The 24137-nt window shown below is 70.5% G+C and carries 23 protein-coding genes and 6 pseudogenes; 22 read left to right on the top strand and 7 right to left on the bottom strand.

The genetic code is table 11. The features are described 5' to 3' along the window. The first annotated feature begins 116 nt into the window (after positions 1-116). From MTP03_RS14885 to MTP03_RS14845, 8 genes and pseudogenes are all read left to right on the top strand, one after another. Positions 117-1126: pseudogene (locus MTP03_RS14885) on the top strand (PhoH family protein). Next, positions 1123-1662: an rRNA maturation RNase YbeY gene (ybeY, locus tag MTP03_RS14880; RefSeq protein WP_248488920.1), complete on the top strand. Its 540-nt coding sequence runs from the start codon at positions 1123-1125 to the stop codon at positions 1660-1662. The pseudogene MTP03_RS14885 and the gene ybeY overlap by 4 nt, the downstream one beginning before the upstream one ends. Before the next feature lie 3 nt (positions 1663-1665). Further along, positions 1666-2986, top strand: a pseudogene (locus tag MTP03_RS14875) (hemolysin family protein). Then, positions 2983-3315, top strand: coding sequence for a cytidine deaminase (locus MTP03_RS14870; RefSeq protein WP_248488919.1), 333 nt, complete (start codon positions 2983-2985; stop codon positions 3313-3315). The pseudogene MTP03_RS14875 and the gene MTP03_RS14870 overlap by 4 nt, the downstream one beginning before the upstream one ends. Beyond that, positions 3312-4268, top strand: a complete 957-nt coding sequence (era, locus tag MTP03_RS14865) for a GTPase Era (protein ID WP_248488918.1) — start codon at positions 3312-3314, stop codon at positions 4266-4268. Before MTP03_RS14870 ends, era begins: the two co-directional genes overlap by 4 nt. 64 nt (positions 4269-4332) lie before the next feature. Further along, positions 4333-5270, top strand: a pseudogene (locus tag MTP03_RS23860) (LLM class flavin-dependent oxidoreductase); the annotation flags it as partial. Between the two features lie 225 nt (positions 5271-5495). Next, positions 5496-6314, top strand: a pseudogene (recO, locus tag MTP03_RS14850) (DNA repair protein RecO); the annotation flags it as partial. Between the two features lie 3 nt (positions 6315-6317). Then, positions 6318-7075, top strand: a pseudogene (locus MTP03_RS14845) (isoprenyl transferase); the annotation flags it as partial. Between the two features lie 32 nt (positions 7076-7107). Here MTP03_RS14845 and MTP03_RS14840 read toward each other — a convergent pair. Both MTP03_RS14840 and MTP03_RS14835 read right to left on the bottom strand, forming a co-directional pair. Then, on the bottom strand, positions 7108-8535 hold the full coding sequence (locus MTP03_RS14840; RefSeq protein ID WP_248488916.1) for a zinc-binding dehydrogenase: 1428 nt from the start codon (positions 8533-8535) through the stop codon (positions 7108-7110). A gap of 117 nt (positions 8536-8652) precedes the next feature. Next, entirely contained in the window at positions 8653-9078 is a 426-nt protein-coding gene (locus MTP03_RS14835; protein ID WP_248488915.1) for a MarR family winged helix-turn-helix transcriptional regulator, read from the bottom strand. A 212-nt stretch (positions 9079-9290) separates the two neighbouring features. On the opposite strand from MTP03_RS14835, the gene MTP03_RS14830 reads away from it, so the two are divergent. From MTP03_RS14830 to MTP03_RS14810, 5 genes are all read left to right on the top strand, one after another. Continuing rightward, complete coding sequence (locus tag MTP03_RS14830) at positions 9291-10553, top strand: alkane 1-monooxygenase (RefSeq protein ID WP_248488914.1); 1263 nt, start codon at positions 9291-9293, stop codon at positions 10551-10553. Beyond that, a complete protein-coding gene (locus tag MTP03_RS14825; protein WP_248488913.1) occupies positions 10550-10711 on the top strand; it encodes a rubredoxin in 162 nt (53 codons plus the stop codon). Before MTP03_RS14830 ends, MTP03_RS14825 begins: the two co-directional genes overlap by 4 nt. A 42-nt stretch (positions 10712-10753) precedes the next feature. Beyond that, entirely contained in the window at positions 10754-10942 is a 189-nt protein-coding gene (locus tag MTP03_RS14820; protein ID WP_068521261.1) for a rubredoxin, read from the top strand. Beyond that, positions 10939-11979 carry an NAD(P)/FAD-dependent oxidoreductase gene (locus MTP03_RS14815; RefSeq protein ID WP_248488912.1) on the top strand — a complete coding sequence of 347 codons (1041 nt, stop codon included), beginning with the start codon at positions 10939-10941 and terminating at the stop codon, positions 11977-11979. Before MTP03_RS14820 ends, MTP03_RS14815 begins: the two co-directional genes overlap by 4 nt. 226 nt (positions 11980-12205) lie before the next feature. Then, positions 12206-12721 (top strand): TetR/AcrR family transcriptional regulator, encoded by a 516-nt coding sequence (locus MTP03_RS14810; RefSeq protein ID WP_248488911.1) that lies wholly within the window; start codon positions 12206-12208, stop codon positions 12719-12721. Between the two features lie 10 nt (positions 12722-12731). Here MTP03_RS14810 and MTP03_RS14805 read toward each other — a convergent pair whose 3' ends face one another. Together MTP03_RS14805 and MTP03_RS14800 are read right to left on the bottom strand one after the other, a co-directional pair. Continuing rightward, entirely contained in the window at positions 12732-13112 is a 381-nt protein-coding gene (locus MTP03_RS14805; protein ID WP_248488910.1) for a Fur family transcriptional regulator, read from the bottom strand. Between the two features lie 44 nt (positions 13113-13156). Then, positions 13157-13483, bottom strand: a pseudogene (locus MTP03_RS14800) (ArsR/SmtB family transcription factor); the annotation flags it as partial. 184 nt (positions 13484-13667) lie between these two features. Between MTP03_RS14800 and MTP03_RS14795 the strand changes: the two are divergent. After that, complete coding sequence (locus tag MTP03_RS14795) at positions 13668-15071, top strand: glycine--tRNA ligase (protein ID WP_248488909.1); 1404 nt, start codon at positions 13668-13670, stop codon at positions 15069-15071. 61 nt (positions 15072-15132) lie between these two features. Here the strand turns inward: MTP03_RS14795 and MTP03_RS14790 are convergent, their stop codons facing one another. Then, on the bottom strand, positions 15133-15561 hold the full coding sequence (locus MTP03_RS14790; RefSeq protein WP_248488908.1) for a lipoprotein LpqH: 429 nt from the start codon (positions 15559-15561) through the stop codon (positions 15133-15135). A 50-nt stretch (positions 15562-15611) separates the two neighbouring features. Here MTP03_RS14790 and MTP03_RS14785 point away from each other — a divergent pair, with 50 nt between their 5' ends. The 5 genes from MTP03_RS14785 (at position 15612) to MTP03_RS14765 (ending at position 20391) form a co-directional block, all read left to right on the top strand. Then, on the top strand, positions 15612-16103 hold the full coding sequence (locus tag MTP03_RS14785; RefSeq protein ID WP_248488907.1) for a cold-shock protein: 492 nt from the start codon (positions 15612-15614) through the stop codon (positions 16101-16103). Then, complete coding sequence (locus tag MTP03_RS14780; protein ID WP_248488906.1) at positions 16104-17426, top strand: deoxyguanosinetriphosphate triphosphohydrolase; 1323 nt, start codon at positions 16104-16106, stop codon at positions 17424-17426. Between the two features lie 20 nt (positions 17427-17446). Further along, positions 17447-19375: a DNA primase gene (gene dnaG / locus MTP03_RS14775; RefSeq protein WP_248488905.1), complete on the top strand. Its 1929-nt coding sequence runs from the start codon at positions 17447-17449 to the stop codon at positions 19373-19375. Between the two features lie 177 nt (positions 19376-19552). Further along, positions 19553-19921: a hypothetical protein gene (locus MTP03_RS14770; RefSeq protein ID WP_248488904.1), complete on the top strand. Its 369-nt coding sequence runs from the start codon at positions 19553-19555 to the stop codon at positions 19919-19921. A gap of 65 nt (positions 19922-19986) precedes the next feature. Beyond that, the gene (locus MTP03_RS14765) at positions 19987-20391 is read left to right on the top strand and encodes a helix-turn-helix domain-containing protein (RefSeq protein ID WP_248488903.1); all 405 of its coding nucleotides are present in this window, start codon (positions 19987-19989) and stop codon (positions 20389-20391) included. Between the two features lie 446 nt (positions 20392-20837). Here MTP03_RS14765 and MTP03_RS14760 read toward each other — a convergent pair whose 3' ends face one another. Next, positions 20838-21152, bottom strand: a complete 315-nt coding sequence (locus tag MTP03_RS14760; protein ID WP_248488902.1) for a hypothetical protein — start codon at positions 21150-21152, stop codon at positions 20838-20840. A gap of 90 nt (positions 21153-21242) precedes the next feature. Between MTP03_RS14760 and MTP03_RS14755 the strand changes: the two genes are divergently transcribed. Genes MTP03_RS14755 through MTP03_RS14745 form a run of 3 tightly spaced genes read left to right on the top strand, consistent with a single transcriptional unit; the run spans position 21243 to position 23257 of the window. After that, entirely contained in the window at positions 21243-21926 is a 684-nt protein-coding gene (locus MTP03_RS14755; protein ID WP_248488901.1) for a YggS family pyridoxal phosphate-dependent enzyme, read from the top strand. 48 nt (positions 21927-21974) lie between these two features. Next, entirely contained in the window at positions 21975-22217 is a 243-nt protein-coding gene (locus tag MTP03_RS14750) for a hypothetical protein (RefSeq protein WP_248488900.1), read from the top strand. Between the two features lie 41 nt (positions 22218-22258). After that, positions 22259-23257, top strand: a complete 999-nt coding sequence (locus MTP03_RS14745) for a DUF5685 family protein (protein ID WP_248488899.1) — start codon at positions 22259-22261, stop codon at positions 23255-23257. Between the two features lie 28 nt (positions 23258-23285). Here the strand turns inward: MTP03_RS14745 and MTP03_RS14740 are convergent, their stop codons facing one another. Beyond that, on the bottom strand, positions 23286-24101 hold the full coding sequence (locus MTP03_RS14740) for a class I SAM-dependent methyltransferase (RefSeq protein ID WP_248488898.1): 816 nt from the start codon (positions 24099-24101) through the stop codon (positions 23286-23288). Between the last annotated feature and the right edge of the window lie 36 nt (positions 24102-24137).

Below are 24137 nucleotides of genomic sequence, written 5' to 3'. Positions count from 1 at the left end.
TAGGCCGAGGGATTAAACTGGACGTATCCGCACCGTCAGGCGCGGTGACCGTTCCGGAAGAAGGATTGACGCACCGCGTGCCAGACCCCACCAGTTCCGAGAGCCGTGCCCGGGCAGTGACGCCGGCGCGGTCCACCATCGAGATCCCCATCGAGCTGACCTTCGGACTCCTCGGCCCCGCGGATGCCAATCTGCGCGCCCTGGAGGGTGCCCTGGCGGCGGACATCCACGCTCGCGGCAACGTGCTCACCCTGTCCGGTGAGCCGGCCGACGTGGCGCTCGCCGAGCGCGTGGTCGCCGAGCTGCTGGCCGCCGTGCGCAGCGGGGTCGCCGTCAGCGCGGAGGAGGTGCGGCGGTCCGTCGGCATGATGACCGACGGTTCCGGCGAGTCGCCCGCCGAGGTGCTCACGCTCGACATCATCTCGCGCCGCGGTAAGACCGTCCGCCCCAAGACGGTCAATCAGAAGAAGTACGTCGACGCGATCGATGAGCACACCATCGTGTTCGGCGTCGGCCCCGCCGGCACGGGCAAGACCTACCTCGCGATGGCCAAGGCCGTGCAGGCGCTGCAGTCCAAGCAGGTCAGCCGCATCATCCTGACCCGTCCGGCCGTGGAGGCGGGGAGCGGCTGGGCTTCCTCCCGGGCACGCTCAACGACAAGATCGACCCGTACCTGCGCCCGCTGTACGACGCGCTGCACGACATGATGGACCCCGAGGCCATCCCCAAGCTGATGGAGGCGGGCGTCATCGAGGTGGCGCCGCTGGCGTTCATGCGCGGCCGCTCGCTCAACGACGCGTTCATCATCCTCGACGAGGCGCAGAACACCACCGCCGAGCAGATGAAGATGTTCCTCACCCGCCTGGGCTTCGGGTCCAAGATCGTGGTGACCGGCGACGCGTCGCAGGTGGACCTGCCCGGCGGCGCCACCAGCGGTATGCGCGCCGCGGTAGAGATCCTGCGCGGCATCGACGACATCCACATCGCCGAGCTGACCAGTGCCGACGTGGTGCGGCACCGGCTGGTCGCGGAGATCGTGGACGCGTACGCGCAGTTCGAGGCGCAGCTCGCGACGGCCAAGCGCCCCCAGCTGGGCGGCGCGCGACGGATCCCGGGGCGCCGATGAGCATCGAATTCGCGAACGAGTCCGGCTTCGACGTCGACGAGGCGGAGGTCGTGGCGGTGGCCGGCTTCGCCATCGCGGCGATGGACGTGCACCCGGGCGCCGAACTGAACATGCTGGCCGTCGACCTGGACACGATGGCCGACCTGCACGTCAAGTGGATGGACCTGCCCGGCCCCACGGACGTGATGAGCTTCCCGATGGACGAGCTGACGCCGGGCGGCCGACCCGACATGGCGGACGCCGGCCCCGCGACGCTCGGCGACATCGTGCTCTGCCCGCAGTTCGCGGCCGAGCAGGCCGTGGCCGCGGGACACTCGACCGGCCATGAGCTGAACGTGCTCACCGTGCACGGCGTGCTGCACCTGCTCGGGTTCGACCACGCCGAGCCCGACGAGGAGCGCGAGATGTTCGCGCTCCAGGACAGCATCCTCGCGGAGTACTACGCGCAGCAGCGGGAGAAGGATCGCCGAGCCCGCCAGTCGGCGCGCGACGAGAAGCTGCTCGGACGGACGGGCTTCCTGGGGCGGCGGGACTAGCGCGTGCTCTCGTCGATCCCGCTGATCGTCGGCGTCGTCGCCCTCGTGCTGCTGGGCGGCCTGTTCGCGGCGCTCGACTCGGCGCTGCTGACGGTGTCGCCGGCCCGCGTCGAGGACCTCGTCGAGGAGGAGGCCCGGCGCCAAGCGCCTGCAGCGCGTGCTGGTCAACCGGCCCATGTACGTCAACCTCGTGGTGCTGCTGCGCACGGCGTGCGAGGTCCTGGCGACCGTGCTCGTGTTCCTCGTCCTCGACCGCTACCTGTCCACGGTGTGGACGGCCGTGGTCACCGCCGCGATCATGGCCCTGGTCAGTTACGTGCTGATCGGCGTCGGCCCGCGCACCCTGGGGCGGCAGCACGCGTACACCCTGGGCTGCACCACCGCGGTGGTGCTGCAGGGCATCGCGATCCTCATGGGGCCGATCACCCGCCTGCTCATCCTGCTCGGCAACGCGATCACGCCCGGCCGCGGCTACCGCAACGGCCCGTTCGCGACGGAGGTCGAGCTGCGCGAGCTCGTCGACCTCGCGCAGCAGCGCGGCGTGGTGGACGAGGACGAGGGCAAGATGATCCAGTCCGTGTTCGAGCTCGGCGACACCGCCGCGCGCGAGGTCATGGTGCCGCGGCCCGAGATCGTCTGGATCGAGGCCGACAAGTCGGTCCCGCAGGCGATCAAGCTCGCCGTCCGGTCCGGGCACTCGCGCATCCCCGTCATCGGCGAGAACGTCGACGACGTGCGCGGCGTCGTCTACCTCAAGGACCTCGTCGCCCTTCCCGACGGTGCCGACCGGCACACCATCGAGGTGGGCACGATGGCCCGCGCCGCGGTGTTCGTGCCGGACTCGAAGCCGGTCGACGCGTTGCTCCGGGAGATGCAGCACACCAACAACCACATGGCCGTCCTGGTCAACGAGTACGGCTCCATCGCCGGGCTCGTCACGATCGAGGACGTTCTCGAGGAGATCGTCGGCGAGATCACCGACGAGTACGACACCGACGAGATCGCCCCGGTCGAGGACCTCGGCGACGGGGTGTTCCGGGTGTCCGCCCGGCTCGACCTCGAGACACTGGGCGAGCTGTTCGACTCCGACATCGAGGAGGACGAGGTCGACACCGTCGGTGGCCTTCTCGGCCTCGCGCTCGGCCGTGTCCCGCTGCCCGGGTCCGAGGCCCGCGCGCACGGGCTCCTGCTGGAGGCGGAGGGCGCCACCGACCGGCGCGGGCGGATGCGGATCACCACGGTCCTGGTGCGCCGCGCCGAGGACGAGGAGGCGGCACCGTCGGACGACGCGGCCGCCGGCGACGACGAGAAGGAGACCGCATGACGGAGATCTCGGACGAGGATCGCAAGTTGGTGACCCTCGCGCGCGGCGCGATGGCCCGGGCGGGCGCCGGGCACGGCGCCGCGATCCGCGACCTGGACGGCCGCACCTACGCGGGGGCGCCGGTCGCGCTGCGGTCCCTGGCGCTGACGGGGCTGCAGGTGGCCGTCGCGACGGCGCTGAGCTCCGGGGCCCAGGGGTTCGAGGCCGCCGTCCTGGTGGGCGGCGTCGGCGGGGCCGACGGTGCCGACCCCGGGACCGCGGCCCTGCACGAGGTGACGCCGGCCGCGCCGGTGCTGGTGTTCGACGCGCGTGGAGAGGCCCTGACGTGACCGAGGAGACCCGGACGGCCGGCGACGAGGAAGCGGACTTCCGTTCCGGTTTCGTGTGTTTCGTGGGTCGGCCGAACACCGGCAAGTCCACCCTGACCAACGCGCTGGTCGGGACGAAGGTGGCGATCACCAGTTCGCGGCCGCAGACCACGCGCTCGACGATCCGCGGCATCGTCAACCGGCCGGACTGCCAGCTGGTGCTGGTGGACACGCCGGGCCTGCACCGCCCCCGCACCCTGCTGGGGCAGCGGCTCAACGACCTGGTGCGCGACACCTACTCCGAGGTGGACGCGATCTGCCTGACCATTCCCGCGGACGAGAAGATCGGCCCCGGCGACCGGTACATCCTGGACCAGGTGCGGCACATGGCGCCGAAGACCACGCTGATCGGCGTGGTCACCAAGATCGACAAGGTGGGCCGCGACCGGGTCGCGGAGCAGTTGGTGGCGGTGTCCGCGTTCCTCGGCGGCGACTGCGATGTGATCCCCGTGTCCGCCACCTCCGGGCAGCAGACCGAGGACCTGGTGCAGCTCCTCGCCTCGAAGATGGAGCCCGGCCCGGCGTTCTACCCCGACGACGAGATCACCGACACCGACGACGACACGATGATGGCCGAGCTCATCCGCGAGGCCGCGCTCGAGGGCGTGCGGGACGAACTGCCGCACTCCCTGGCGGTCGTGATCGAGGAGGTGGTCGAGCGGGAGAAGACGCCGGCGCAGGAGAAGTCCGGCAAGCCCGCGATGCTCGAGGTGCACGCGCTGCTGTACGTGGAGCGGCCCTCGCAGAAGGCGATCATTATCGGCAAGGGCGGCGCGCGCCTGAAGTCGGTGGGCACGGCCGCCCGCGGCGAGATCGAGCAACTGCTCGGCCGCAAGGTGTTCCTGTCGCTGCACGTGAAGGTCGCGAAGGACTGGCAGCGCGACCCGAAGCAGCTGGGACGCCTGGGCTTCTAACGCCGGAAGGCCGCGCGGAACCAGCGCCGGCCCCGGCGACCGATGGTAAGGATATGCTTACCTGATGGGCGGAACGGGAGCACTCGCGGTCGGGGTGGCGTTGTCGCCCACGTGGATGCGGGGCGACGGGTGGCGGCGGCCGGACAGCCGGGTGGAGGAGCTGTTCGCGCTGCCGTTGTTCGCCGACCTGGCCCGGGAGGCCGAGGCGGTGGGAGCCGACTTCCTGTTCCAGCCCGACGCCGGCCACCTCGATCCGACGGTGCTCGACGCCTCGCCCGGCTTCTCGACGTTCGATTCGACGGTCCTGACGGCGGCGCTCGCGGGAATCACCCGACGGATCGGCCTGGTCCCGACGGTGCAGACGGGTTTCGCTGAGCCCTTCACCGCGGCGCGACAACTGCAGTCGCTGCACCGGATCAGCGGGGACGCGCGGGGTGGAACGTCGTGACGGCGATCGGCGGCCATCGCAACTTCGGCGCGGATGATCCGCCGCCGTCGCCCGCGCGGTACGCCCGCGCGGCCGAGTTCGTCGCCGCCGTGCACGCGGTGTGGGAGAGCTATCCCGCGGACGCGCTCGTCCTGGACCGTGCGTCGGGCCGGTTCGCCGGCCCCGGCCGGGTGCGAGCGATCGACTGGAGCGGCGAGCACTTCAGTATCGCCGGGCCCGACACCGTGGCCGCGGACCCGGCCGGCCCGCCGCCGCTGTTCCAGGCCGGCGCCTCGCCCGCGGGCGTCGCGTTCGCCGGCGCCACCGCCGATGCGGTGTTCGGCGCGGCGCGCACCGTGGACGACGCCGTCGCGCAGCGCACCGCCGTCCGCGCGGCCGCGGCAGCCGCCGGACGGGACCCGGACGCGGTGCGATTCCTGCCCGGGCTCGCGTTCGAGGTCGTGGACGAGGCACCGTCGGACCCCGCGGAACGGGCCCTGCACTGGACCGTGCGCGGCACCGTCGACCAGGTGGTCGCGGAGGTGGAGCGCTGGACGGAGGCCGGAGCACTCGACGGCTTCATCGCCCTGGGCGGCGGAGGCTGGACGTCGGTGCAGCGGTTCCTGCGCGAGGTGCTGCCGCGGCTGTCCACGGCCGGAATCACCCGGCGCCTACCGCGGCACCACGCTGCGCGAGCATCTCCGGATCTGAACCGCGTACGGGCGGGGCCGGGTCACCGGGAGCCGAGCGCGGAGCGTCGATGGCGCCGGATGTCTGCGCGGGGTGGGATGATGTTCCTCATGAGGTCGTACCGGGACAGCGCTGTGGTGCTGCGGCAGCACAAGCTGGGGGAGGCCGACTACATCCTCACGCTGCTCACCCGGGAGAACGGCCTGGTCCGCGCCGTTGCGAAGGGGGTGCGCAGGCCGCGGTCGCGGTTCGGCGCCCGGCTGGAGCTGTTCGCGCACGTGGACCTGCAGCTGCACCCCGGCCGCAACCTCGACATGGTGACGCAGGTGCACTCCATCGCCGCCTACTCGGGCGATCTGGCGGGCGACTACGGCAGCTACACCACCGCGTGCGCCGTGATCGAGACTGCGGAGCGGCTCGCGGGCGAGGAGCGGGCGCCGGCGCCGGAACTGCACCGGCTCACCGTCGGGGCCCTGCGGGCGATCGCGTCCGGCCTGCGCGAGAAGGACCTGGTGCTCATCTCGTTCCTGTTGCGCGCCATGGACGCCGCGGGTTGGGCGCCGGCGCTCACGCTCTGCGCCCGCTGCGGCGACGAGGGGCCGCACCGGGCCTTTCACGTGGCCGCCGGCGGCGCGGTGTGCGTGCATTGCCGCCCGCCTGGATCGGCCGTCCCGAGCCAGGGCGTGCTCGACCTGATGGCCGCGCTCGCGCGGGCCGATTTCGCGTTCGCCGAGACCACGACGGACCGGGTGCGCAGGCAGGCGAACGGGCTCGCCGCGGCGCACCTACAGTGGCACGTGGGGCGGCAGCTGCGGTCGCTGCCCATGATCGAGCGGCACGCGCCGCACAGTCCGGCCCTCGCGGCCGGTGAGAGGAGGTCGACGGTGCCGGGACTGCGGCGGGGTAGGTCGAAGACGCCACCGGCATCGGTCGCGGTCCGGCCGCCGGATCCGCATCCCTCGGGCGCGACGCCGCCGGAGATCCCCGCGGAGCTCGTGCCGAACCACGTGGCCCTCGTGATGGACGGCAACGGCCGCTGGGCGAAGGAACGCGGGATGGCGCGCACCGAGGGGCACAAGCGCGGAGAGGCCGTCCTGATGGACACGGTCTGCGGCTGCATCGAGCTCGGCGTGAAGCAGTTGTCGGCGTACGCCTTCTCGACGGAGAACTGGTCGCGCAGCCCGGAGGAGGTGCGCTTCCTCATGGGGTTCAATCGCGACGTGATCCGCCGCCGCCGCGACGAGATGCACGAGATGGGCGTCCGGGTGAAGTGGGCCGGACGGCGGCCGCGCCTGTGGGCCAGCGTGATCCGCGAGCTCGAGGTCGCGGAGGAGCTGACCAAGGACAACACCGTCATGACGCTCACGATGTGCGTCAACTACGGCGGACGGGCCGAGATCGTCGATGCCGCACGGGAGATCGCGCGCCGCGCCGCGGCGGGGAGATCAGCCCGGACCGCATCACCGAGCAGTCCTTCCAGCAGTACCTGTACCAACCGGACATGCCCGATGTGGACCTGTTCCTGCGTCCCTCGGGGGAGAAGCGGAGTTCGAACTTCCTGCTGTGGGAGAGCGCGTACGCCGAGTACGTCTACCAGGACACGTTGTTCCCGGACTTCGACCGGCGGAACCTCTGGGACGCGTGCCTGGAGTACGCCAAGCGCGACCGCCGGTTCGGCGGCGCCGAATGACGACGCAGGACCCGCGGCTCGATGCGCTGCGCTCACGGCTCGAGTCGGCGCTGGCCGACGGGGTCGTGCTGCGCCGTGACGAGAACCAGGCGGTGCTGGTCGATTTCGGTGACACCCCGGCGTCGGTGCAGGTGTTCGAGCTCGCGCGCGAGGTGGACGTGTACTCGCTGACCCAGGTGGTGGCCTGGGACCTCGCGCTGACGGACGAGCTGCGTGACGACGTCCGGACCGTGGCCGAAGGCGTGCAGTTCGGGTCCTTGCGGCTGATGGAACGCGAGATCTCGGCCGATCTGGTGCTGCACTACAGCTTCCCGGCGGGGACGCTCGCGGGCGACGCCCTGCGGGAGTTCGTACTGTTCGTGCTCGCGCAGGGCGTCGACGCGCGCCGCCGTCTCGTCGGCTGAGGACGTGCGGTCATCGGTACCCGCGGGTACGGATGACCGCACGTTCCGCGCCGTCCGGCTCAGGGGCGGAGCAGGACCTTGCCCACGCGCCCGGGGCGCGCTCGCCGCAGCGGCTGCCGAGATCTCGTCGAGCGGATACACCCCGTCGATGGGGAGCGCGAGGGTGCCGGCGGCGACGCCGCGCACGACCTCGCCCATGAGCTCCGCGCGCTTGGCCGGAGGCATCTCCTGGCTCACGGTGCGGCCCCAGAAGCCCTTGACCACGATCTCCTTGAAGATCGCGACGTTGACCGGGATCTCCAGCATCGCGCCCTCGCCGGGGTTCGTGGCGCTCATCGCGCCGAACGAGACGAGGGTGCCGCGCCGGCCGAGAAGGAGGGCGAGCTGGGTGCTCGCCGCGCCGCCGATCGAGTCGACGGCGGCCGCGTACCCGGCCTCGCCGGCGAGCTCCTCGGCGCGGCCGCGCCAACCCTCGGTGTCGGTGGCGATCACGTTCGTCACGCCGAAGGTCGCGAGCTCGTCGACGGCGGCGGACCGTCGGACCAGGCCCGTGACGTTGATGCCCCGGGCGGTCGCGAGCTGCGCCAGCAGGCGCCCGACCATGCCGTTCGCGGTGTTCTGCACGATCCACTGCCCGGGCGCGACGTTCAGGTAGTCGAGCAGGCTGATCGCGCTGAACGGCATCGCGAACAGCTGCGCGGCCGACTCGTCGGAGATCTCGTCGGGCACGGGCAGCAACCCCGAGGCGCCCGCGACGAAGTACTCGGCCCAGGTGCCGAACGCGGAACCGGTGGCCACGCGCTGGCCCACGGTGAAGCCCTCGACGCCCTCGCCCAGCGCGTCGATCACGCCCACGGCCTCGGAACCGGACCGGGCGCCGGGGAGGGTGGGCTTGTAGCCGTAGTCGCCCTTCACGGTCCACAGGTCGTGGTTGTGGATCGGGGCGAGCAGAGTGCGGACCCGCACCTGGCCGGGCCGCGGCTCGGGCAGCGGGACGTCATGGACGGACAGGACGCGCGCCGGGTCGCCGAACTCGTCCTGGATCAGTGCACGCATGTATGTCTCCTTGGTCGGGTGGTGCGTGGGTCAGTCGTCGGCGACGGTCACGGTGACGTCGATGTCGCCGCGCACGGTGTTCATCTGAGGTGGTTCCTCCTGGAACGGTGCGGTGGATCAGGTGTGGGCGGCGCAGAACCGGTTCGCTAGGTCGCGGAGGAGGACGGTGTCCTCCATCGGCAGGTCGAACTTCTCGTAGACCCGGCGCCGCGCCGCGTCGACCCGGGGTCGCAGCGCGCGGCCCCGGTCGGTGACGTGGACCGTGACCAGGCGCTCATCGGCCTGGTCGCGACGCCGCTCGACGAGGCCCGCCCCCTCGAGGCGGCGGATCAGTGGCGAGAGCGTGCCGCTGTCGAGCCGCAGGCGTTCGCCCAGCGCCGAGACGGTCACGCCGTCCTGCTCCCAGAGCGCGAGAAGCGTGACGTACTGGGTGTAGGTGAGGCCGAGTGCCGACAGCTCGTCGCGGTACGCGTTCGACGCCACCCGTGCGGCGGAGTACAGCGCGAAGCACAACTGTTCGTCCAGGGTCGGGTGCGTGGTCACCCACGAATACTGACACACAACTCAGTTGTGCACAATCCAATTCGGCCTGGTTTGACGAATGTGCCCATGCTGTCTACCTGCGGCTTTACATTGGCTGCAGAAATGTCCACGATTCGCTTGACAGAGGCGAGCAACCTGTCAAATACTCATGCAAGAGCGTATGACATCAGTCACAGCCCCGACCCGGGGCGAACCAGAATAAGGAGGGCACCATGAAGGGCCTGGCTTATATCGACGCAGACGGCAACGAGGCCGTCTGGACCGACCACAAGAAGCGACTCTGGCTGTGGGGCCTGTTCGTCCCCACCGCCCTGTTCTTCGCGGTGGGGCTCATGATGCTGCTCGGCATCGGCAACACCCCGCTGCAGTACCTCGCCCCCGTGTTCTGGTGGATCGGCCCGATCCTGCTGTACGTCATCCTCCCGATCGTGGACATCAAGGCCGGCGACGACGGCGAGAACCCGCCGGAGGAGGTGATGGAGGCGCTGGAGGAGTCCAAGTACTACCGCTGGCTCACCTACATCTTCCTCCCGTGCCACCTCGCCTCCCTGGTCGCGATGTGCTACTTCCTCACCGCTGACAACCTGACCTGGCTCGGCGGCGTGTACGGAGACGGCGGCGGACTCGGCCTGATCAGCCAGATCGGCATCACCCTCAGCCTGGGCGTCGTCACCGGCATCGCGATCAACACCGGCCACGAGCTGGGTCACAAGAAGCCCGAGAACGAGCGCTGGATCGCCAAGATCACCCTCGCGCCGGCGATGTACGGCCACTTCTTCATCGAGCACAACCGCGGCCACCACGTCCGCGTCGCCACGCCCGAGGACCCCGCGTCCGGCCGCTTCGGCGAGACCTTCTGGGAGTTCCTGCCGCGCAGCGTCTGGGGCAGCCTCAAGTCCTCGTGGAGCCTGGAGAAGACCCGCCTGGAGCGCCTCGGCAAGAGTCCGTGGACCCTCAAGAACGACGTGCTCAACGCCTGGCTCATGACGGTCGTCCTGTTCGGGGGCCTCACCGCGATCTTCGGTTGGTACGTGCTGCCCTTCCTGATCGTCCAGGGCATCTACGGGTTCAGCCTGCTGGAGTCCGTGAACTACCTCGAGCACTACGGCCTGCTGCGCCAGAAGACGGCCTCCGGCCGGTACGAGCGCTGCGCGCCGAAGCACTCCTGGAACTCCGACCGCATCATCACCAACGTGTTCCTGTACCACCTGCAGCGCCACAGTGACCACCACGCGAACCCGACCCGCCGCTACCAGACTCTGCGGTCGTTCGAGGAGGCGCCGTCGCTGCCCCAGGGCTACGCCACGCTGATCGGCGTGACCTACTTCCCGCCCGTGTGGCGCAAGCTCATGGACCACCGCGTCCTCGACCATTACGACGGCGACATCACCAAGGTGAACATCCACCCCCGGGTCCGCGACAAGGTGCTCGCCAAGTACGGGGCCCCCAGCGCCGGAGAGCAGGCCGCGGCATGAGCTCCTACAAGTGCCCCATCTGCGACTACGTGTACGACGAGGCGGCAGGCGCACCCCGCGAGGGGTGGCCCGCCGGCACGACCTGGAACTCGATCCCGGACGACTGGAACTGCCCCGACTGCGGGGTCCGAGACAAGGTCGACTTCGAGCCGGTCTGACCTCGGCCACCCCACCACACCATCACGGAAAGGCGAACGATCATGAGTGATGCACCCTTCAAGCTGTTCCGCTGCCTGCAGTGCGGCTTCGAGTACGACGAGGCCGAGGGCTGGCCCGAGGACGGCATCGAGCCCGGCACCCGCTGGGACGACATCCCCGACGACTGGTCCTGCCCCGACTGCGGAGCCGCCAAGGCGGACTTCGAAATGGTCGAGGTGTCGCGGGCATGAGCACCGACGGTGTGGTGATCGTCGGCACGGGCGTCGCGGGCGCCACCGCGGCCCTGGCGCTGCGGACCGGCGGATTCGGCGGGGACGTGACCCTCATCGGGCGCGAACCGCACCTCCCGTACCGACGGCCCACGCTGAGCAAGGACGTGCTCCTCACCGGGATGGCGGTCGAGAAGGCCCTCATCAAGCCGCAGACCCACTGGGACGAGGCCGGAATCGGACTCCGCACCGGCGTGGCGGTCACAGGGGGCGACACCGCGTCGCACACCCTGGAGCTGTCCGACGGTGCCGGCCTCGAGTACGGCTCGCTGGTGCTGGCCACGGGCGGCGCCGCCCGGCACCTCCCGGGCCTCGAGCCCGGGCCGCGGGTGAAGTACCTGCGCGACTTCGCCGACGCCGCGGGCCTGCGCGACGAGTTGGAGCGGGCGGGCAGCGTGGTCGTCCTCGGCGCCGGCCTGATCGGCTCCGAGGTCGCCTCGGCGTCCGCGAAGCTCGGCGCGAAGGTCACCGTGATCGAGCCTGCGCCGCTGCCGCTGGTTCGGGTGGTGCCCCCGTCGATCGGGGAGCGGTTGGCCGCCCTCCAGCGCGGCGCCGGCGTGGACCTGCTGTTGGGCGTCCGTCCCGGCGAGATCACGGTCGAGCCGGATCACGTCGCGGTGGGGCTGCCCGCCGGCGCCGCGGTCGTGGCGGACCTGCTGGTCGTCGCCGTCGGGACCACCCCCGACACCGGGCTCGCGGAGCGACTGGCGGTGCGGGTGGACGACGGTATCCTGGTCGATGAGCGGTATCGCGCATCCGCCGACGACGTGTACGCCATCGGTGACTGCGCACGGGTGCCCAATCCGCTGGAGGGCGGCACCTACCGCGCCGAGAACTGGTCGGCTGCGCAGGATCAGGCACGGCGGTGGCGCAGGTGCTCCTCGGCGAGATGCCCGCCCCCACGGTGCCGTGGGGCTGGTCGAACCAGTTCGGTGCGGTGCTCCAGTTCGCGGGTTGGCCCGCGGCGGACGACACGTTGGAGGTGGACGGCTCGGTGAACGGAGCGACTGGCGGTACGTTCTTCGCGCGCTGCAACAGGGAGGGCTCCTCGTCGGCGCTGTCGCGATGGGCCGGCCGAAGGAACTGCGCGCCGTGCGCGGTGAGCTGTCCGAGCAGATCGCCACGGCGGTCGTGCGATGACCGTCCTCGTCGGGCGCGACGTCGATTCCGCGCCCAAGCACACGGTGCGTGATCAGGCGCTCGACGCGGTGAGCGGCTTCCTCCGTGGCCACGACTGGTCGGCGGTCACCATGGCCGCCGTGGCCGGAGGCCGGCGTCAGCCGGCAGACGCTGTACAACGAGTTCGGATCCCGCAAGGGCATGGCGGTCGCGTACGTCACGCGGTTCGTCGACGGCCTGCTGGCCTACGTGCAGGAGCGGATCGACGCGCATCCCGGGCAGATCGACGAGGCCGTCCAGGACGCCATGCACGGCGTGTTCCGGATCGGCATGGGGGACCCGGTGGTGCTCAACATCGTGGGTCCGGACCCCCATCGCGACCTCATGGGCATCGTCACCATCGACGGTACGCCGATCATGAAGCGCGCCTCCGACGGCCTGGCGGAGATCCTCGCGATGAGCTGGGCGCAGGTGCGGCGCTCCGAGGCGCAGATCGCGGCGGGCGTGCTCGTGCGCCTGGCCTTCAGCCACCTCACCATGCCCATCGAGGGGCCGGAGGAGGCCGCGCGCGAGGTGTCCTCGGTGCTGTCGCCCTTCCTGGCGCAGGCCGTCCGGGCCTGACGATGCGCTCTCAGGCGCGCGAGCAGTCCTCGCAGCGGCCGAAGATCTCCAGGGTGTGGGTGACATCCGTGAAGCCGTGGGCGGCGGCAGTGCGCGCGGACCATGCCTCGACCGCCCGGTCGGTCACCTCGACGGTGCGCCCGCACTCGCGGCAGACCAGGTGGTGATGGTGGTCGTCGGAGCAGAGCCGGAACAGGGCCTCGCCGCTGTCGGTGCGCAGGGTGTCGACCGCGCCGGCGTCGGCCATCGCCTGCAGGTTGCGGTAGACGGTGGTCAGCCCGATCGACTCGCCGTCGGCGCGCAGCTGCTCGTGCAGCTCCTGCGCCGACTTGAACTCCGATACCGATTGCAGCGCGTGGGTGATCGCGCCGCGCTGCTTGGTGGCGCGCACCCCGTGCCCTTCGTGGGTTCGCCGGGCACCGTCAGGCCCTGGCGTTCGGTGGCGTGCGCGACCGCGTCCACCACGATGTGCGCGAGGTGGTCGTCGACCAGGCGGTAGACGATCTCACGCCCGTTGCGCTCGCCGCGGACCACGCCGGCGGACTTGAGCACTCGCAGGTGCTGGCTGACGAGGGGCTGGGTGACGCCGAGGCTGTCCACCAGCTGGTGCACGCACAGCTCGGAGCGCATGAGTTCGAGCACGATCGCGATCCGGACCGGTGCGGCGAGCGCGCGCAGCAGGTCGCCCGTGGCGATCAGTACCTCGGGGTCGGGTTGGCCGGTCGGCTCGCAATCGGCGTCGACGGGGCACTCGGCGACGATGTCCGCCGCGATGTCGGTGGGAATGAGGGACACCTCCTGTTATCAAGAATCATTTTCATATGCAGAGTCGGCTACGTCAAGCCGGGTCGCGGGACCGTCCCATCGCGCCGCCCCGACCGGGGCGAACGGTAGAGTCGATGTGTTCGATCAGACCCGTCCCGCAGTTGGAGAGTTGAAGTACGCCGTGGCCAAAGCAACCAAAGTCGATACCGTCGCCAACCTGTGCAAGCGCAGGGGACTGGTGTTCCAGTCGGGTGAGATCTACGGCGGCACGAGGTCGGCCTGGGACTACGGCCCGCTGGGCGTGGAGCTCAAGGAGAACATCAAGAAGCAGTGGTGGCGGAACATGGTCACCTCACGTGACGATGTCGTGGGCCTGGACAGCGCGATCATCCTGCCGCGCCAGGTGTGGGTGGCCTCGGGGCACGTCTCCGTGTTCAACGACCCGCTGGTCGAGTGCCTCAACTGCCACAAGCGGCACCGTCAGGACCACCTGCAGGAGGCGTACGCCGAGAAGCGTGCCGCCAAGGGGGACGAGGTGAACCCGGACGACGTGCCGATGACGGAGATCGTCTGCCCGGACTGCGGCACCAAGGGACAGTGGACCGAGCCGCGTGATTTCAACATGATGCTCAAGACCTACCTCGGCCCGATCGAGTCGGAGGAGGGCCTGCACTACCTGCGCCCCGAGACCGCGCAGGGCATCTTCGTGAACTTCAAGAACGTGATGACCACCGCGCGCAAGAAGCCGCCGTTCGGCATCGGCCAGATCGGCAAGAGCTTCCGCAACGAGATCACGCCGGGCAACTTCATCTTCCGGACCCGCGAGTTCGAGCAGATGGAGATGGAGTTCTTCGTCAAGCCCGGCGACGACGAGACCTGGCACCAGTACTGGATCGACCACCGCCTCAAGTGGTACACGGACCTCGGCATCGACCCCGAGAACCTGCGCCTGTTCACGCACCCGCAGGAGAAGTTGAGCCACTACTCGAAGGGCACCGTCGACATCGAGTACCGGTTCGGATTCGCGGGCGGCGAGTTCGGCGAGCTCGAGGGCATCGCCAATCGCACCGACTTCGACCTCGGCACGCACACCGAGCATTCGGGCGAGTCGCTCGAGTTCTTCGATCAGCAGTCGGGCGAGCGGTACACGCCGTACGTGATCGAGCCCGCGGCCGGCCTCACCCGCTCGTTCATGGCGTTCCTGGTGGACGCCTACACCGAGGAGGAGGTGCCGAAGGCGGGCGGCGGCACCGACACCCGTGTGGTGCTCAAGCTGGATCGCCGGCTCGCGCCGGTCAAGGCCGCGGTGCTGCCGCTCTCGCGCGACGAGAAGCTTTCGCCCAAGGCCCGCGAGCTCGCCGCGCAGCTGCGTCAGTTCTGGAACGTGGAGTTCGACGACGCCCAGGGCATCGGCAAGCGCTACCGCCGCCAGGACGAGATCGGCACGCCGTTCTGCATCACCGTCGACTTCGACACGCTCGAGGACGACGCCGTCACCGTGCGCGAGCGCGACACGATGACGCAGGAGCGCGTGCCGCTGGCCGAGGTGCAGCAGTACCTCGCCGCGCGCCTCGCCGGCTGCTGAGTCCCGCCCGCCTTGCCCGCTCCGGAGGTGGACGGCGAGTACAGGTCGTCGTGTGCCGCGGTCAGCTGCAGGTGAACTCGAGCCGGAACTTCTTCATGCTCAGGTTGGCCGCGCGGGCTTCGCCGGTGACCGTGTAGCGGTTGCCGGCTCGCGACGCGGTGGCCGAACCCACCTTGCCCACGGGCGTGTTCAGCACCGTCATCGCGTTGCCGCCCGTGGCGATGAACAGGCTGTTGACAGTGGGCGGGTTGCCGTCGGCGAGGACGGCGCCGACGCCCTGGGCCGTCTGCACGCTGCCGGAGCCGACGGTGATCGTGTCGCCCACGCGCTGGCACCCGGCGTTGACGAACTCGGCCGCCGACTCGGCCCTGCCGTCGATCTCGACCACGGTGCTCGAGTCGATGTTGGGGGAGGTGCATGCCGCGAGCGCGGCCACGGCGCCGATGGCGACGACGGTCGCCACGCGGGCGGGAAGACGACGGATTCGCATAGCGACACCGTACCGGTCGATTCGCACTGCTCCGTGGGATACTGGCGGGCATGACGAACGGCAAGGTGGTCCATTTCGACACGCAGCGCGGCTTCGGCTTCCTCGCGCCCGATGAGGGCGGCGAGGACGTGTTCCTCCACGTCAACGACATCGACTTCGACGAGTCGGCGCTGCGTCCCGGTACCGCGGTGACCTTCGAGGTGGAGAAGGGCGACAAGGGGCTCAAGGCGGTGAAGGTCGCCGTGGTCGGCGGCGCACCCGCCGCGGCCCCGCGCCGCGATCACCGGGACAGCCGCGATCACCGGGACGGTCGCGACCACCGCGGCGACCGGGACCACCGTGAGCAGCGGCCCCGTCGGGAATCCGGCCCGCGCGACTCCGCGCCCCGCGCGGCCACCGGCGCGCTCGACATGCAGTCGTTCGTCGATGAGCTGACCGAGCTGCTGCTGGACTCCTCCGACGACCTGACCGCCGGCCAGATCATCGAGATCCGCCAGCGCATCGCGGACTTCGCCTTCTCTCGCGGCTGGGTCACCGAGTAGGTGCCGCTGCTCCCCGGGCCGGCGGCGTACCAGCCGGCCGATGTCGAACGCCTCGTCGCCGAGCCGCCGAAATCGGCGGGGCTCGAACCGGATTCCGAGCCCGCGCTGTTCTCGGGTCCGCAGTGGGAGGCGCCCCGGTGGGAGGGGCACAGCTCCGCGTTCGCACGCGACCGCGCCCGCGTGCTGCACAGCGCTGCACTGCGCCGCCTGGCCGATAAGACGCAGGTCGTGGGCCCGCGCGAGGGCGATACCCCGCGCACCCGGCTGACGCATTCGCTGGAGGTCAGCCAGATCGGCCGCGGTATCGCCCTGGGCATCGGCTGTGATCCGGACCTGGTGGACCTCGCCGGCCTCGCCCACGACATCGGACATCCGCCCTACGGGCACAACGGGGAGCGTGCGCTCGACGAGGTGGCCCGCGACATCGGCGGCTTCGAGGGCAACGCGCAGAACCTGCGCATCCTCACCCGGCTCGAGCCCAAGGTGCTGAACGCCGCGGGGGAGTCGGTGGGCCTCAACCTCACCCGCGCCGCGCTCGACGCCGCCACCAAGTACCCGTGGCTGCGCCGCGAGCCCGGCGGCAAGTTCGGCGTGTACGACGACGACGCGCACGTCCTCGAGTGGATGCGCGGCGGCGAGGACGGGCCGCACGGACGCCGGCAGTGCCTCGAGTCGCAGATCATGGACTGGTCCGACGACGTGGCCTACTCGGTGCACGACGTGGAGGACGGCGTGCTGTCCGGACGGCTGGACCTGCGGGCGCTCGCGTCGCCGGGCGAGGTGCGCAGCCTGTCCGGCTTCGGGGCCACCAGCTTCCGCGGGGTCGAGGCCGCCGAGTTGGAGGAGGCAGGCGCGCGCCTGGCGTCCATCGAGGTGGTCTCCGCGGCCGCGCAGTACGACGGTGCCCTCGCCTCGTCCGTGGCGCTCAAGCGGATGACGAGCGAACTGGTCGGGCGGTTCGCGTCCGCGGCGATCGACGCGACCCGCGCCGCCACCGGCGACCGTCCCGTGTGCCGCTATCAGGCCGACGTCGAGGTGCCGCGCACCGTGAAGGCCGAGGTCGTGCTGCTCAAGACGATGGCCCTGCAGTACATCTACTCGAACCAGATGCACCTGGCGATCCAACACGGCCAGCGGGACCGGATCCACCGCGTGGCCGACTTCCTGATGGGGGCGTCACCGTCGAACATCGACCCCCTGTACTCTCCGGCCTACCTGGCCGCGGAGTCCGACGCCGCCCGCCTGCGGGTGGTGATCGACCAGATCGCGTCGATGACGGAGACCCGCCTGGAGCGCCTGGACCAGAAGGTTCTCGAGGGCTGAGCGGCAGTACACTCGAACTCGTGGTCGGCAGAATCCCGGAGCGTGACATCGCGGCGATCCGCGAGCGTGCGCGCATCGAGGACGTCGTCGGCGATTACGTGGCGCTGCGTCCCGCGGGTGTGGGATCGATGAAGGGCCTGTGCCCGTTCCACGACGAGAAGACCCCCAGCTTCCACGTGCGCCCCACACAGGGCTTCTTCCACTGCTTCGGCTGCGGCGAGGGCGGCGACGTCATCTCGTTCCTGCAGAAGATCGAGCACGTGCCGTTCGTGGAGGCGGTGGAGCAGCTCGCCGACAAGGTGGGCATCCAGATCAGCTACGAGGGCGGCGCGCCCGGCCCGAAGCAGGACCGCGGCACCCGCATGCGGCTCGTCGCCGCGAACGCCGCCGCCCAGAAGTTCTACGCCGAACAGCTGCGGACCCCGGAGGCGGAGACTGCGCGGAAGTACCTGCAGGACCGCGACTTCACCGAAGAGGACGCGCAGTTCTACGGGTGCGGATACGCGCCCGCGGGGTGGGACACGATGACGAAGGCGCTGCTGCGCCAGGGGTTCGAGGTCAAGGAGCTCGAAGCCGCGGGGCTGACCAAGCAGGGCCAGCGCGGGCCGATCGACCGGTTCCACCGCCGGCTGCTGTGGCCCATCAAGAACCTGGGCGGCGACGTGATCGGCTTCGGCGCCCGTAAGCTGTACGACGACGACAACCTCGGCAAGTACATGAACACCAACGAGACCATGCTCTACAAGAAGTCTCAGGTGCTCTTCGGTCTGGATCACGCGAAGAAGCACATCGCCAAGGGGCATCAGGTCGTGGTCGTCGAGGGCTACACCGACGTGATGGCGATGCACTCCGCCGGCGTGGAGACCGCCGTCGCGTCCTGTGGCACCGCGTTCGGCGAGGAGCACGTCGCGCTGGTGCGGCGGCTCATGATGGACGACAGCTACTTCCGCGGCGAGGTGATCTACACCTTCGACGGCGACGAGGCCGGCCGCGCCGCTGCCATGAAGGCCTTCGACGGCGATCAGAAGATCGCCGGGCAGACGTTCGTGGCGGTCGCGCCCGACGGCATGGACCCGTGCGAGCTCCGGCAGAAGCGGGGGGACGAGGCGGTGCGCGACCTCATCGCCCAGCGCGTCCCGATGTTCGAGTTCGCGGTGAAGACGCTGATCGCGGAGTTCGACCTCGACACCGCGGAGGGGCGGGTGCACGCGCTGCGTCGCTCGGTGCCGGTGGTCGCGCGGATCAAGGACATGTCGCTGCGGGACGAGTACGCGCGTCAGCTCGCCGGCTGGGTCGGCTGGGAGGACGTGGCGCAGGTGCTGCGCCGCGTCCGCGAGGAGTCCGCCCGGATCCGCCGCGGCGAGGTGCGTCCCGGGCCCGGGGCGCCGGCACCGTCGAACGGCAGGCGCGAGCCGGTCCCGGCGGCGCAGGTCGCGCCCGCCCGCCCGACGGGGCCCCAGCGCCCCAATCCGGCCGACCCCGTGCTCTGGGTGCAGCGCGAGGTGCTCAAGGCGGCGCTGCAGGTGCCCGCGCTGGCGGGCACGGTGTTCGACGCGCTGTCCGACGACATGTTCACCGATCCCGCGTACCGCGCGGTGCGGCTGGCGATCGAGGGCGCGGGCGGGATCGCCGCGGGCCTCGGTGGCCCGGAGTGGGTGGATACCGTGGTCCGGCAGGTGGACGGGCCAGTGCTCGAGCCGCTGGTCACCGAGCTCGCCGTCGAGCCGATGCAGGTGGCGGGCGACCCGACGCCGCGGTACGTCGAGTCGGTGATGGCGCGGCTGCAGGAGGTGTGGGTCGGCGGGCAGGTGGCCGACCTCAAGTCGCGGCTCCGGCGCATGTCGCCCAATTCCGACGGTGACTACAACCGTCTGTTCGGCGACCTCGTCGCGCTCGAGAGCTACCGGCAGAGCCTGCTCAAGATGGCCGTGGGGGACACGGCGTTCTGATCGACCGATTCTTGTCGGACCTCGTCTGTACCGTGCCGATATCGTCGTCGGGTCGAGGGGGCTGAAGTGAAGAGACAACCTGCGCAGGGGGCTTCGGCGCGGGTCCTTCAAGGTGGCTGCTCGTGGAAGCGGCACAAGGATCTGTCCAACGACTTCGCGGCATACCCTGCCGAGGTCGTGCTCGATCGGGCATGGCTCGCCACCCTGAAGCAGTTGCTTCGTCGCGCGGCGCAGGGGACCGTGCGGAACGAGGAATGGGAGTACCCCTGCGCCACGTCTCGCGGCCAGATCGGCGAGCTCAAGATGACCTACGCGCACGAGTGCGAACGTGATGGCGAGCTCACCGATCTGAATGTGTGGCACCGGATCTACTACCACGAGCCGAGTGCCTGTCCGGCCGAGCTGTGGGCGGTGAGTGCGGGGTGCAAGGTGGACGGCGACGCGACCGGCGCCGCGCAGCAGCAGGATGCCATCGATCGTGCGTGCACCCGGGTCGCCTTCACCGACCCGCTCGGACGCGAGCTCCAGGAATGGCCGGTCTCGTGAATGCGAGGAAGGGGCCTCGTCGAACCGATTACCCGGGCAGCGGAGTTACGGTTAACCTGAACATCATGGACGATATGATCTCGGCCCTGGAGAAGGAGCTCGCAGCGGACCCGTACGGTCGGCTGCACGAGCGCCTGGCGATGAACGACGATGAGCTGCTCGAGGCGCTCGTCGTGCTCCGGCGCACCAAGAAGCTGACTCAGGACCAGGTGGCCGAGCGGATGGGCCGCTCGAAAACCGCGGTATCGAACTTCGAGCGACTCGGCGCAGATCCGCACCTGTCCACGATTCGCCGATACGCCGCGGCGATCGGAGCGTTGATCAGCACTCGGGTCGAGGACTACGACCTCGTGCGCGTCGGGCTCGAGCCGATCAAGACCGAGTATCGTCACCTGCCCAAGTCGGAGCAGTCCGACGATGTGGTCGCCGGGGTCGGCGAGTGGAACGGGACCCGGGTGACCTTGGTATGAGCGGCATTCGTTCTGATTCGCAGAAGGTGCAGCGTCTGGCGAGCGGTGAACACCTGGGTCGGTCGAGTATCCGAGTCGTTTCGGCTCAGTTCAAGCCGCGCGATGCGGATCCGGCTGAGGGGCAGTCATCTGCTGAACAGCTACAACGGCCCATGTCGATCGCCGGCCGTGTCAACACACCTGATCCAGGGGACTCGGCCTCCCTCGGGGTCGTCCTCAGGCTCGGGGGTGAATGGCCGGGACTCGAGGCTTCGCTGGAAGTCGAATCGACGTACGCATGGCCGATGCTCGACGTTGATCGGGACGAGTTGTTCGACTTCGCCGAGCAGTACGCGGTGACCGCCCTGTTCAACGCCGCGGTCGGCATATTCGCTGTTGAGCTACGGAAATTCGGAATCAGGATCGCGTTGCCACCCCGGGGCTGGTGGTGGACATCGCCAGCCAATTCATCGACCAGGCGCGGGAGCTGGTGGGCCGGAACGGTACGGATACCGGGACTGCGGGAGACGGCCCGGCTGATCAGTCGAGATCGGTCTTGGGGAGTAGATCACCGTCTGCGCGTCGATCTCGCGCATGGTGCGCATCTTCGGATCGGGGTTCAGCTGCTCGGACAGCTTGCGGCGCCCGATCTCGACGGCCTTCTTGGTGGCGGGGCTCGTGGCGATGGCCTTCGCGGTGCGATTGATCTGCTCGTACCGGCGGCGCCCGGCCTTGGTGCCCAGCACGTAGCCGGCCCCTGCAGCGATAACCAGACGGATCATGGGCTCGACTCTACCCGGCCGATAGGCTCGGCCCATGACTTCCTACCCCCGCCGCAGACCGTCGCCGAGTTCGAGACGAACATCGCAGGGGTGTTGGCGAAGATCGATGCGGCGGCGACCCGGGCGGGCCGCGCACCGTCGGACGTGCGGCTGCTGCCGGTCAGCAAGACCGTGCCCCAGGAGCGGCTGCGGCTCGCCGTCGCGGCGGGATGCCGCGAGCTCGGCGAGAACAAGGTGCAGGAGGCCAAGCGCAAGAGCGAGGAGATGGCCGACCTGGACCTGTCGTGGGCGGTGATCGGCCACCTGCAGACCAACAAGGCCAAGGACGTGGCAGCCTTTGCGAACGAGTTTCAGGCCCTCGACAGCGTGCGGCTCGCCGAGGCGCTCGACCGGCGGCTGCAGATGGTGGGGCGCGGCCTGGACGTGTACGTGCAGGTGAACACGTCGGCGGAGCCCCAGAAGAGCGGCCTCGCGCCCGCGGAGGTCCCCGCGTTCCTCGAGGCGCTCCCCGCGTTCAGTGCGCTGCGGGTGCGGGGGTTCATGACGCTCGCGGAGTTCTCGTCGGACGAGGCCCGCGTGCGGCGGTGCTTCCGGGTGCTGCGGGACGTGCGCGACCGCGCGGTGCAGGACTGGCCCGAGGTGGGGGAGCTGTCCATGGGCATGTCCGGCGACTACGAGATCGCGATCGAGGAGGGCGCGACGTGCGTGCGCGTGGGGCAGGCGATCTTCGGTTCCCGCGCGACCCCGGACAGCGCGTACTGGCCCGCGGGCTGACGGAGCCGCGGCGGGCCGCGGGGGTCGCGCGGCGGTAGGGTTCTCGGCGTGATGATCAACGACGAAGACCGCACGTTCACCCTCGGTGACCTCGTCGAGATCGTCCTGCTGGTCGCCGCGCTGGGCCTGTTGTTCTGGCTGCTGGATCCGCTGAACGCGTGGCTCAAGATCCCCGCGGTCCTGCTCGGGACCGCGGTGGTGCTCATCGCGTGGCGCGGGGTGCGCAAGCTGCTCGAGCGCCGGTCGGATCGCCGCAACGCCTCCGAAGACGGGCCGCCGGCCGCAGAATGAGCGGACCCACCCGGTTGTAGCCACTGATCGGAGGCCGCCCCGTGCTCGGACTCGTGCGCCCCTGTGCGTCCCACCTCGACCCGGCCGTCCGCGCCCGCTGGCGCGCGCACATGTGCGGCCTGTGCCTCGCGCTGCGCGACGCCGCCGGGCAGCCCGCCCGGGCCGCCACCAATACCGACGCCGCCCTCCTCTCGGCGCTCGTCGAGGCCCAGCAGCCCGACGGTGCCGCCACCCGTACTGCGGGTCCGTGCGCGCTGCGCGGCATGCGCCGCGCGGACGTGATCGCGCCGTCCGAACTGAGTGTGCGCCTGGGGCGTACGGCGTCGCTGGCGCTCGCCGCAGCGAAACTCGGGGATCGCGCCGCGGAACAGGAGCACGGCCTCGCCGGGCACGGCGCCACGGTGGTGGGACGGCGCACCGTCGGGCTGCTGCGGCGGGCCGAACGACGGGCGGGGGCCGCAGCGCTCGCGGACGGGGAGGTGGCGGCCGCGGCGCACGTGCCCGAAGCGCTGGCCGGCCTCGCGGAGCAGGCCCGGATCGAGGCGCGGGCGACGGAGCTCGCCGAGGTCACCGCGCCCACGGCGGCCGTCGTGGGCGAGATGTTCGCGGCGTCGGCGACGCTGGCGGGTCGCCCCGAGAACGCCGCCCCGCTGGCGGAACTGGGACGGGCGTACGGGGAGTTCGCGCACCTGGCCGACGCCCTGGAGGACCTGCAGCGCGACCGCGCCCGGGGCGACTACAACCCCCTGGACGCGACGGGGACCACGCGGGAACAGGCCGTCGAGCGGCTTCGGGCGTTGCAGGACATCGCGATCGAGCTGCTCGGTCGGGTGCGGCTGCGCGACGACCGGCTCGTGCGGCCGCTGCTCCTGGCGGCGATGGCGACGGTGCTCGTCGCGAACGGCGCCCAGAGCCGGAAGAAGCCCGACGACAAGGCGGCCAAGAAGCTGGTTCAGGCCGGCGAAGCGAAGCAGAACGCCGACGATTGTTGCGACGGGGACTGCTGCTGCGGCGACGGGTGTTGCTGCGACTGTTCGTGATTGGGTGACGTTCGGCGGCACCGACGGGTCACGGCCGGATGCCGGACACCACCAGCATCTCGCACGGGCCGACGAAACCGGTGGGTCCGTCGTACTCGCCGAGCGCGTGCTCGATCCGCTCCCACGTCTGCGTGCGGGTCGATTCGTCGACGCCCGCGAGCATCTGGTGGAGCGCGCCGAACGACTCCCGCTCGAAGCGCGTGCACTCCGCCGAGGAGGAGAACCGGACGGGCGACGGTACGGCCGTTGCCGTCACGTCGACGAACCCGGCGGCGGTGAAGGCCGCGGTGGCGACGCCGTCGCCGGCAAGACTGAACGGCCCGGGGAGCCCCGGGGCGGGCGCCGGAAGGCCGGCCGCGGCGCCGATGATGCCGACGGGAACGGCGAAGAATCCGTTCCGCTCCGCCGCGGCGTACACGACGGCCGACGCGCGACCGCCGGGCCGGAGTACGCGGTGCATCTCCGCGAGCGCCTGCCCGCGATCGGGGAAGTAGATCAGGCCGACCCGGGAGATCGCCGCGTCATAGGTCGCGTCGGGGATCGCGCGGAGGTCCTCCCCGTCCGCCTCGAGGGTCTCGACGTTCGTCAGGCCGGCGGCCGCTGCGGAGCGTGTCGCGAAGTCGAGGATCGCCGGCGAGATGTCGGTCGCGAGCACCCATCCCGAGCTCCCGGCGCGCCGGGCGGCGGCGACCGTCTGCCCGCCGGCTCCGGCGGCGATGTCGATCACGTGGGAACCGGCGGTGACGCCGGCGTCGTCGAGCATCCGCACCGTGGATTCGCCGAGCCATTCCTCGATCCGGGCCCCACCGATGCCAGGCCTCCGCGGCCGCCTGCCATTGCTCACGGGTGGTGGACTTGAACACCGATGGGTCGAACGTAC

The sequence above is a fragment of the Tsukamurella sp. PLM1 genome (genome assembly GCF_023168325.1).
Taxonomy (GTDB): Bacteria; Actinomycetota; Actinomycetes; order Mycobacteriales; family Mycobacteriaceae; genus Tsukamurella.
Note: the sequence above shows the minus strand (reverse complement) of the source record. Positions and strands in the feature narration are given on the sequence as shown.

Bases quoted from the DNA above. Each gene is read 5' to 3' on its own strand.
- MTP03_RS14870 (WP_248488919.1), top strand. From the start codon at position 2,983: ATGACGGAGATCTCGGACGAGGATCGCAAGTTGGTGACCCTCGCGCGC.
- MTP03_RS14760 (WP_248488902.1), bottom strand. From the start codon at position 21,152: ATGATCCGTCTGGTTATCGCTGCAGGGGCCGGCTACGTGCTGGGCACC.
- MTP03_RS14790 (WP_248488908.1), bottom strand. From the start codon at position 15,561: ATGCGAATCCGTCGTCTTCCCGCCCGCGTGGCGACCGTCGTCGCCATC.
- MTP03_RS14815 (WP_248488912.1), top strand. From the start codon at position 10,939: ATGAGCACCGACGGTGTGGTGATCGTCGGCACGGGCGTCGCGGGCGCC.
- MTP03_RS14765 (WP_248488903.1), top strand. From the start codon at position 19,987: ATGGACGATATGATCTCGGCCCTGGAGAAGGAGCTCGCAGCGGACCCG.
- MTP03_RS14820 (WP_068521261.1), top strand. From the start codon at position 10,754: ATGAGTGATGCACCCTTCAAGCTGTTCCGCTGCCTGCAGTGCGGCTTC.
- MTP03_RS14840 (WP_248488916.1), bottom strand. From the start codon at position 8,535: ATGCGTGCACTGATCCAGGACGAGTTCGGCGACCCGGCGCGCGTCCTG.
- ybeY (WP_248488920.1), top strand. From the start codon at position 1,123: ATGAGCATCGAATTCGCGAACGAGTCCGGCTTCGACGTCGACGAGGCG.
- MTP03_RS14825 (WP_248488913.1), top strand. From the start codon at position 10,550: ATGAGCTCCTACAAGTGCCCCATCTGCGACTACGTGTACGACGAGGCG.
- MTP03_RS14830 (WP_248488914.1), top strand. From the start codon at position 9,291: ATGAAGGGCCTGGCTTATATCGACGCAGACGGCAACGAGGCCGTCTGG.
- MTP03_RS14785 (WP_248488907.1), top strand. From the start codon at position 15,612: ATGACGAACGGCAAGGTGGTCCATTTCGACACGCAGCGCGGCTTCGGC.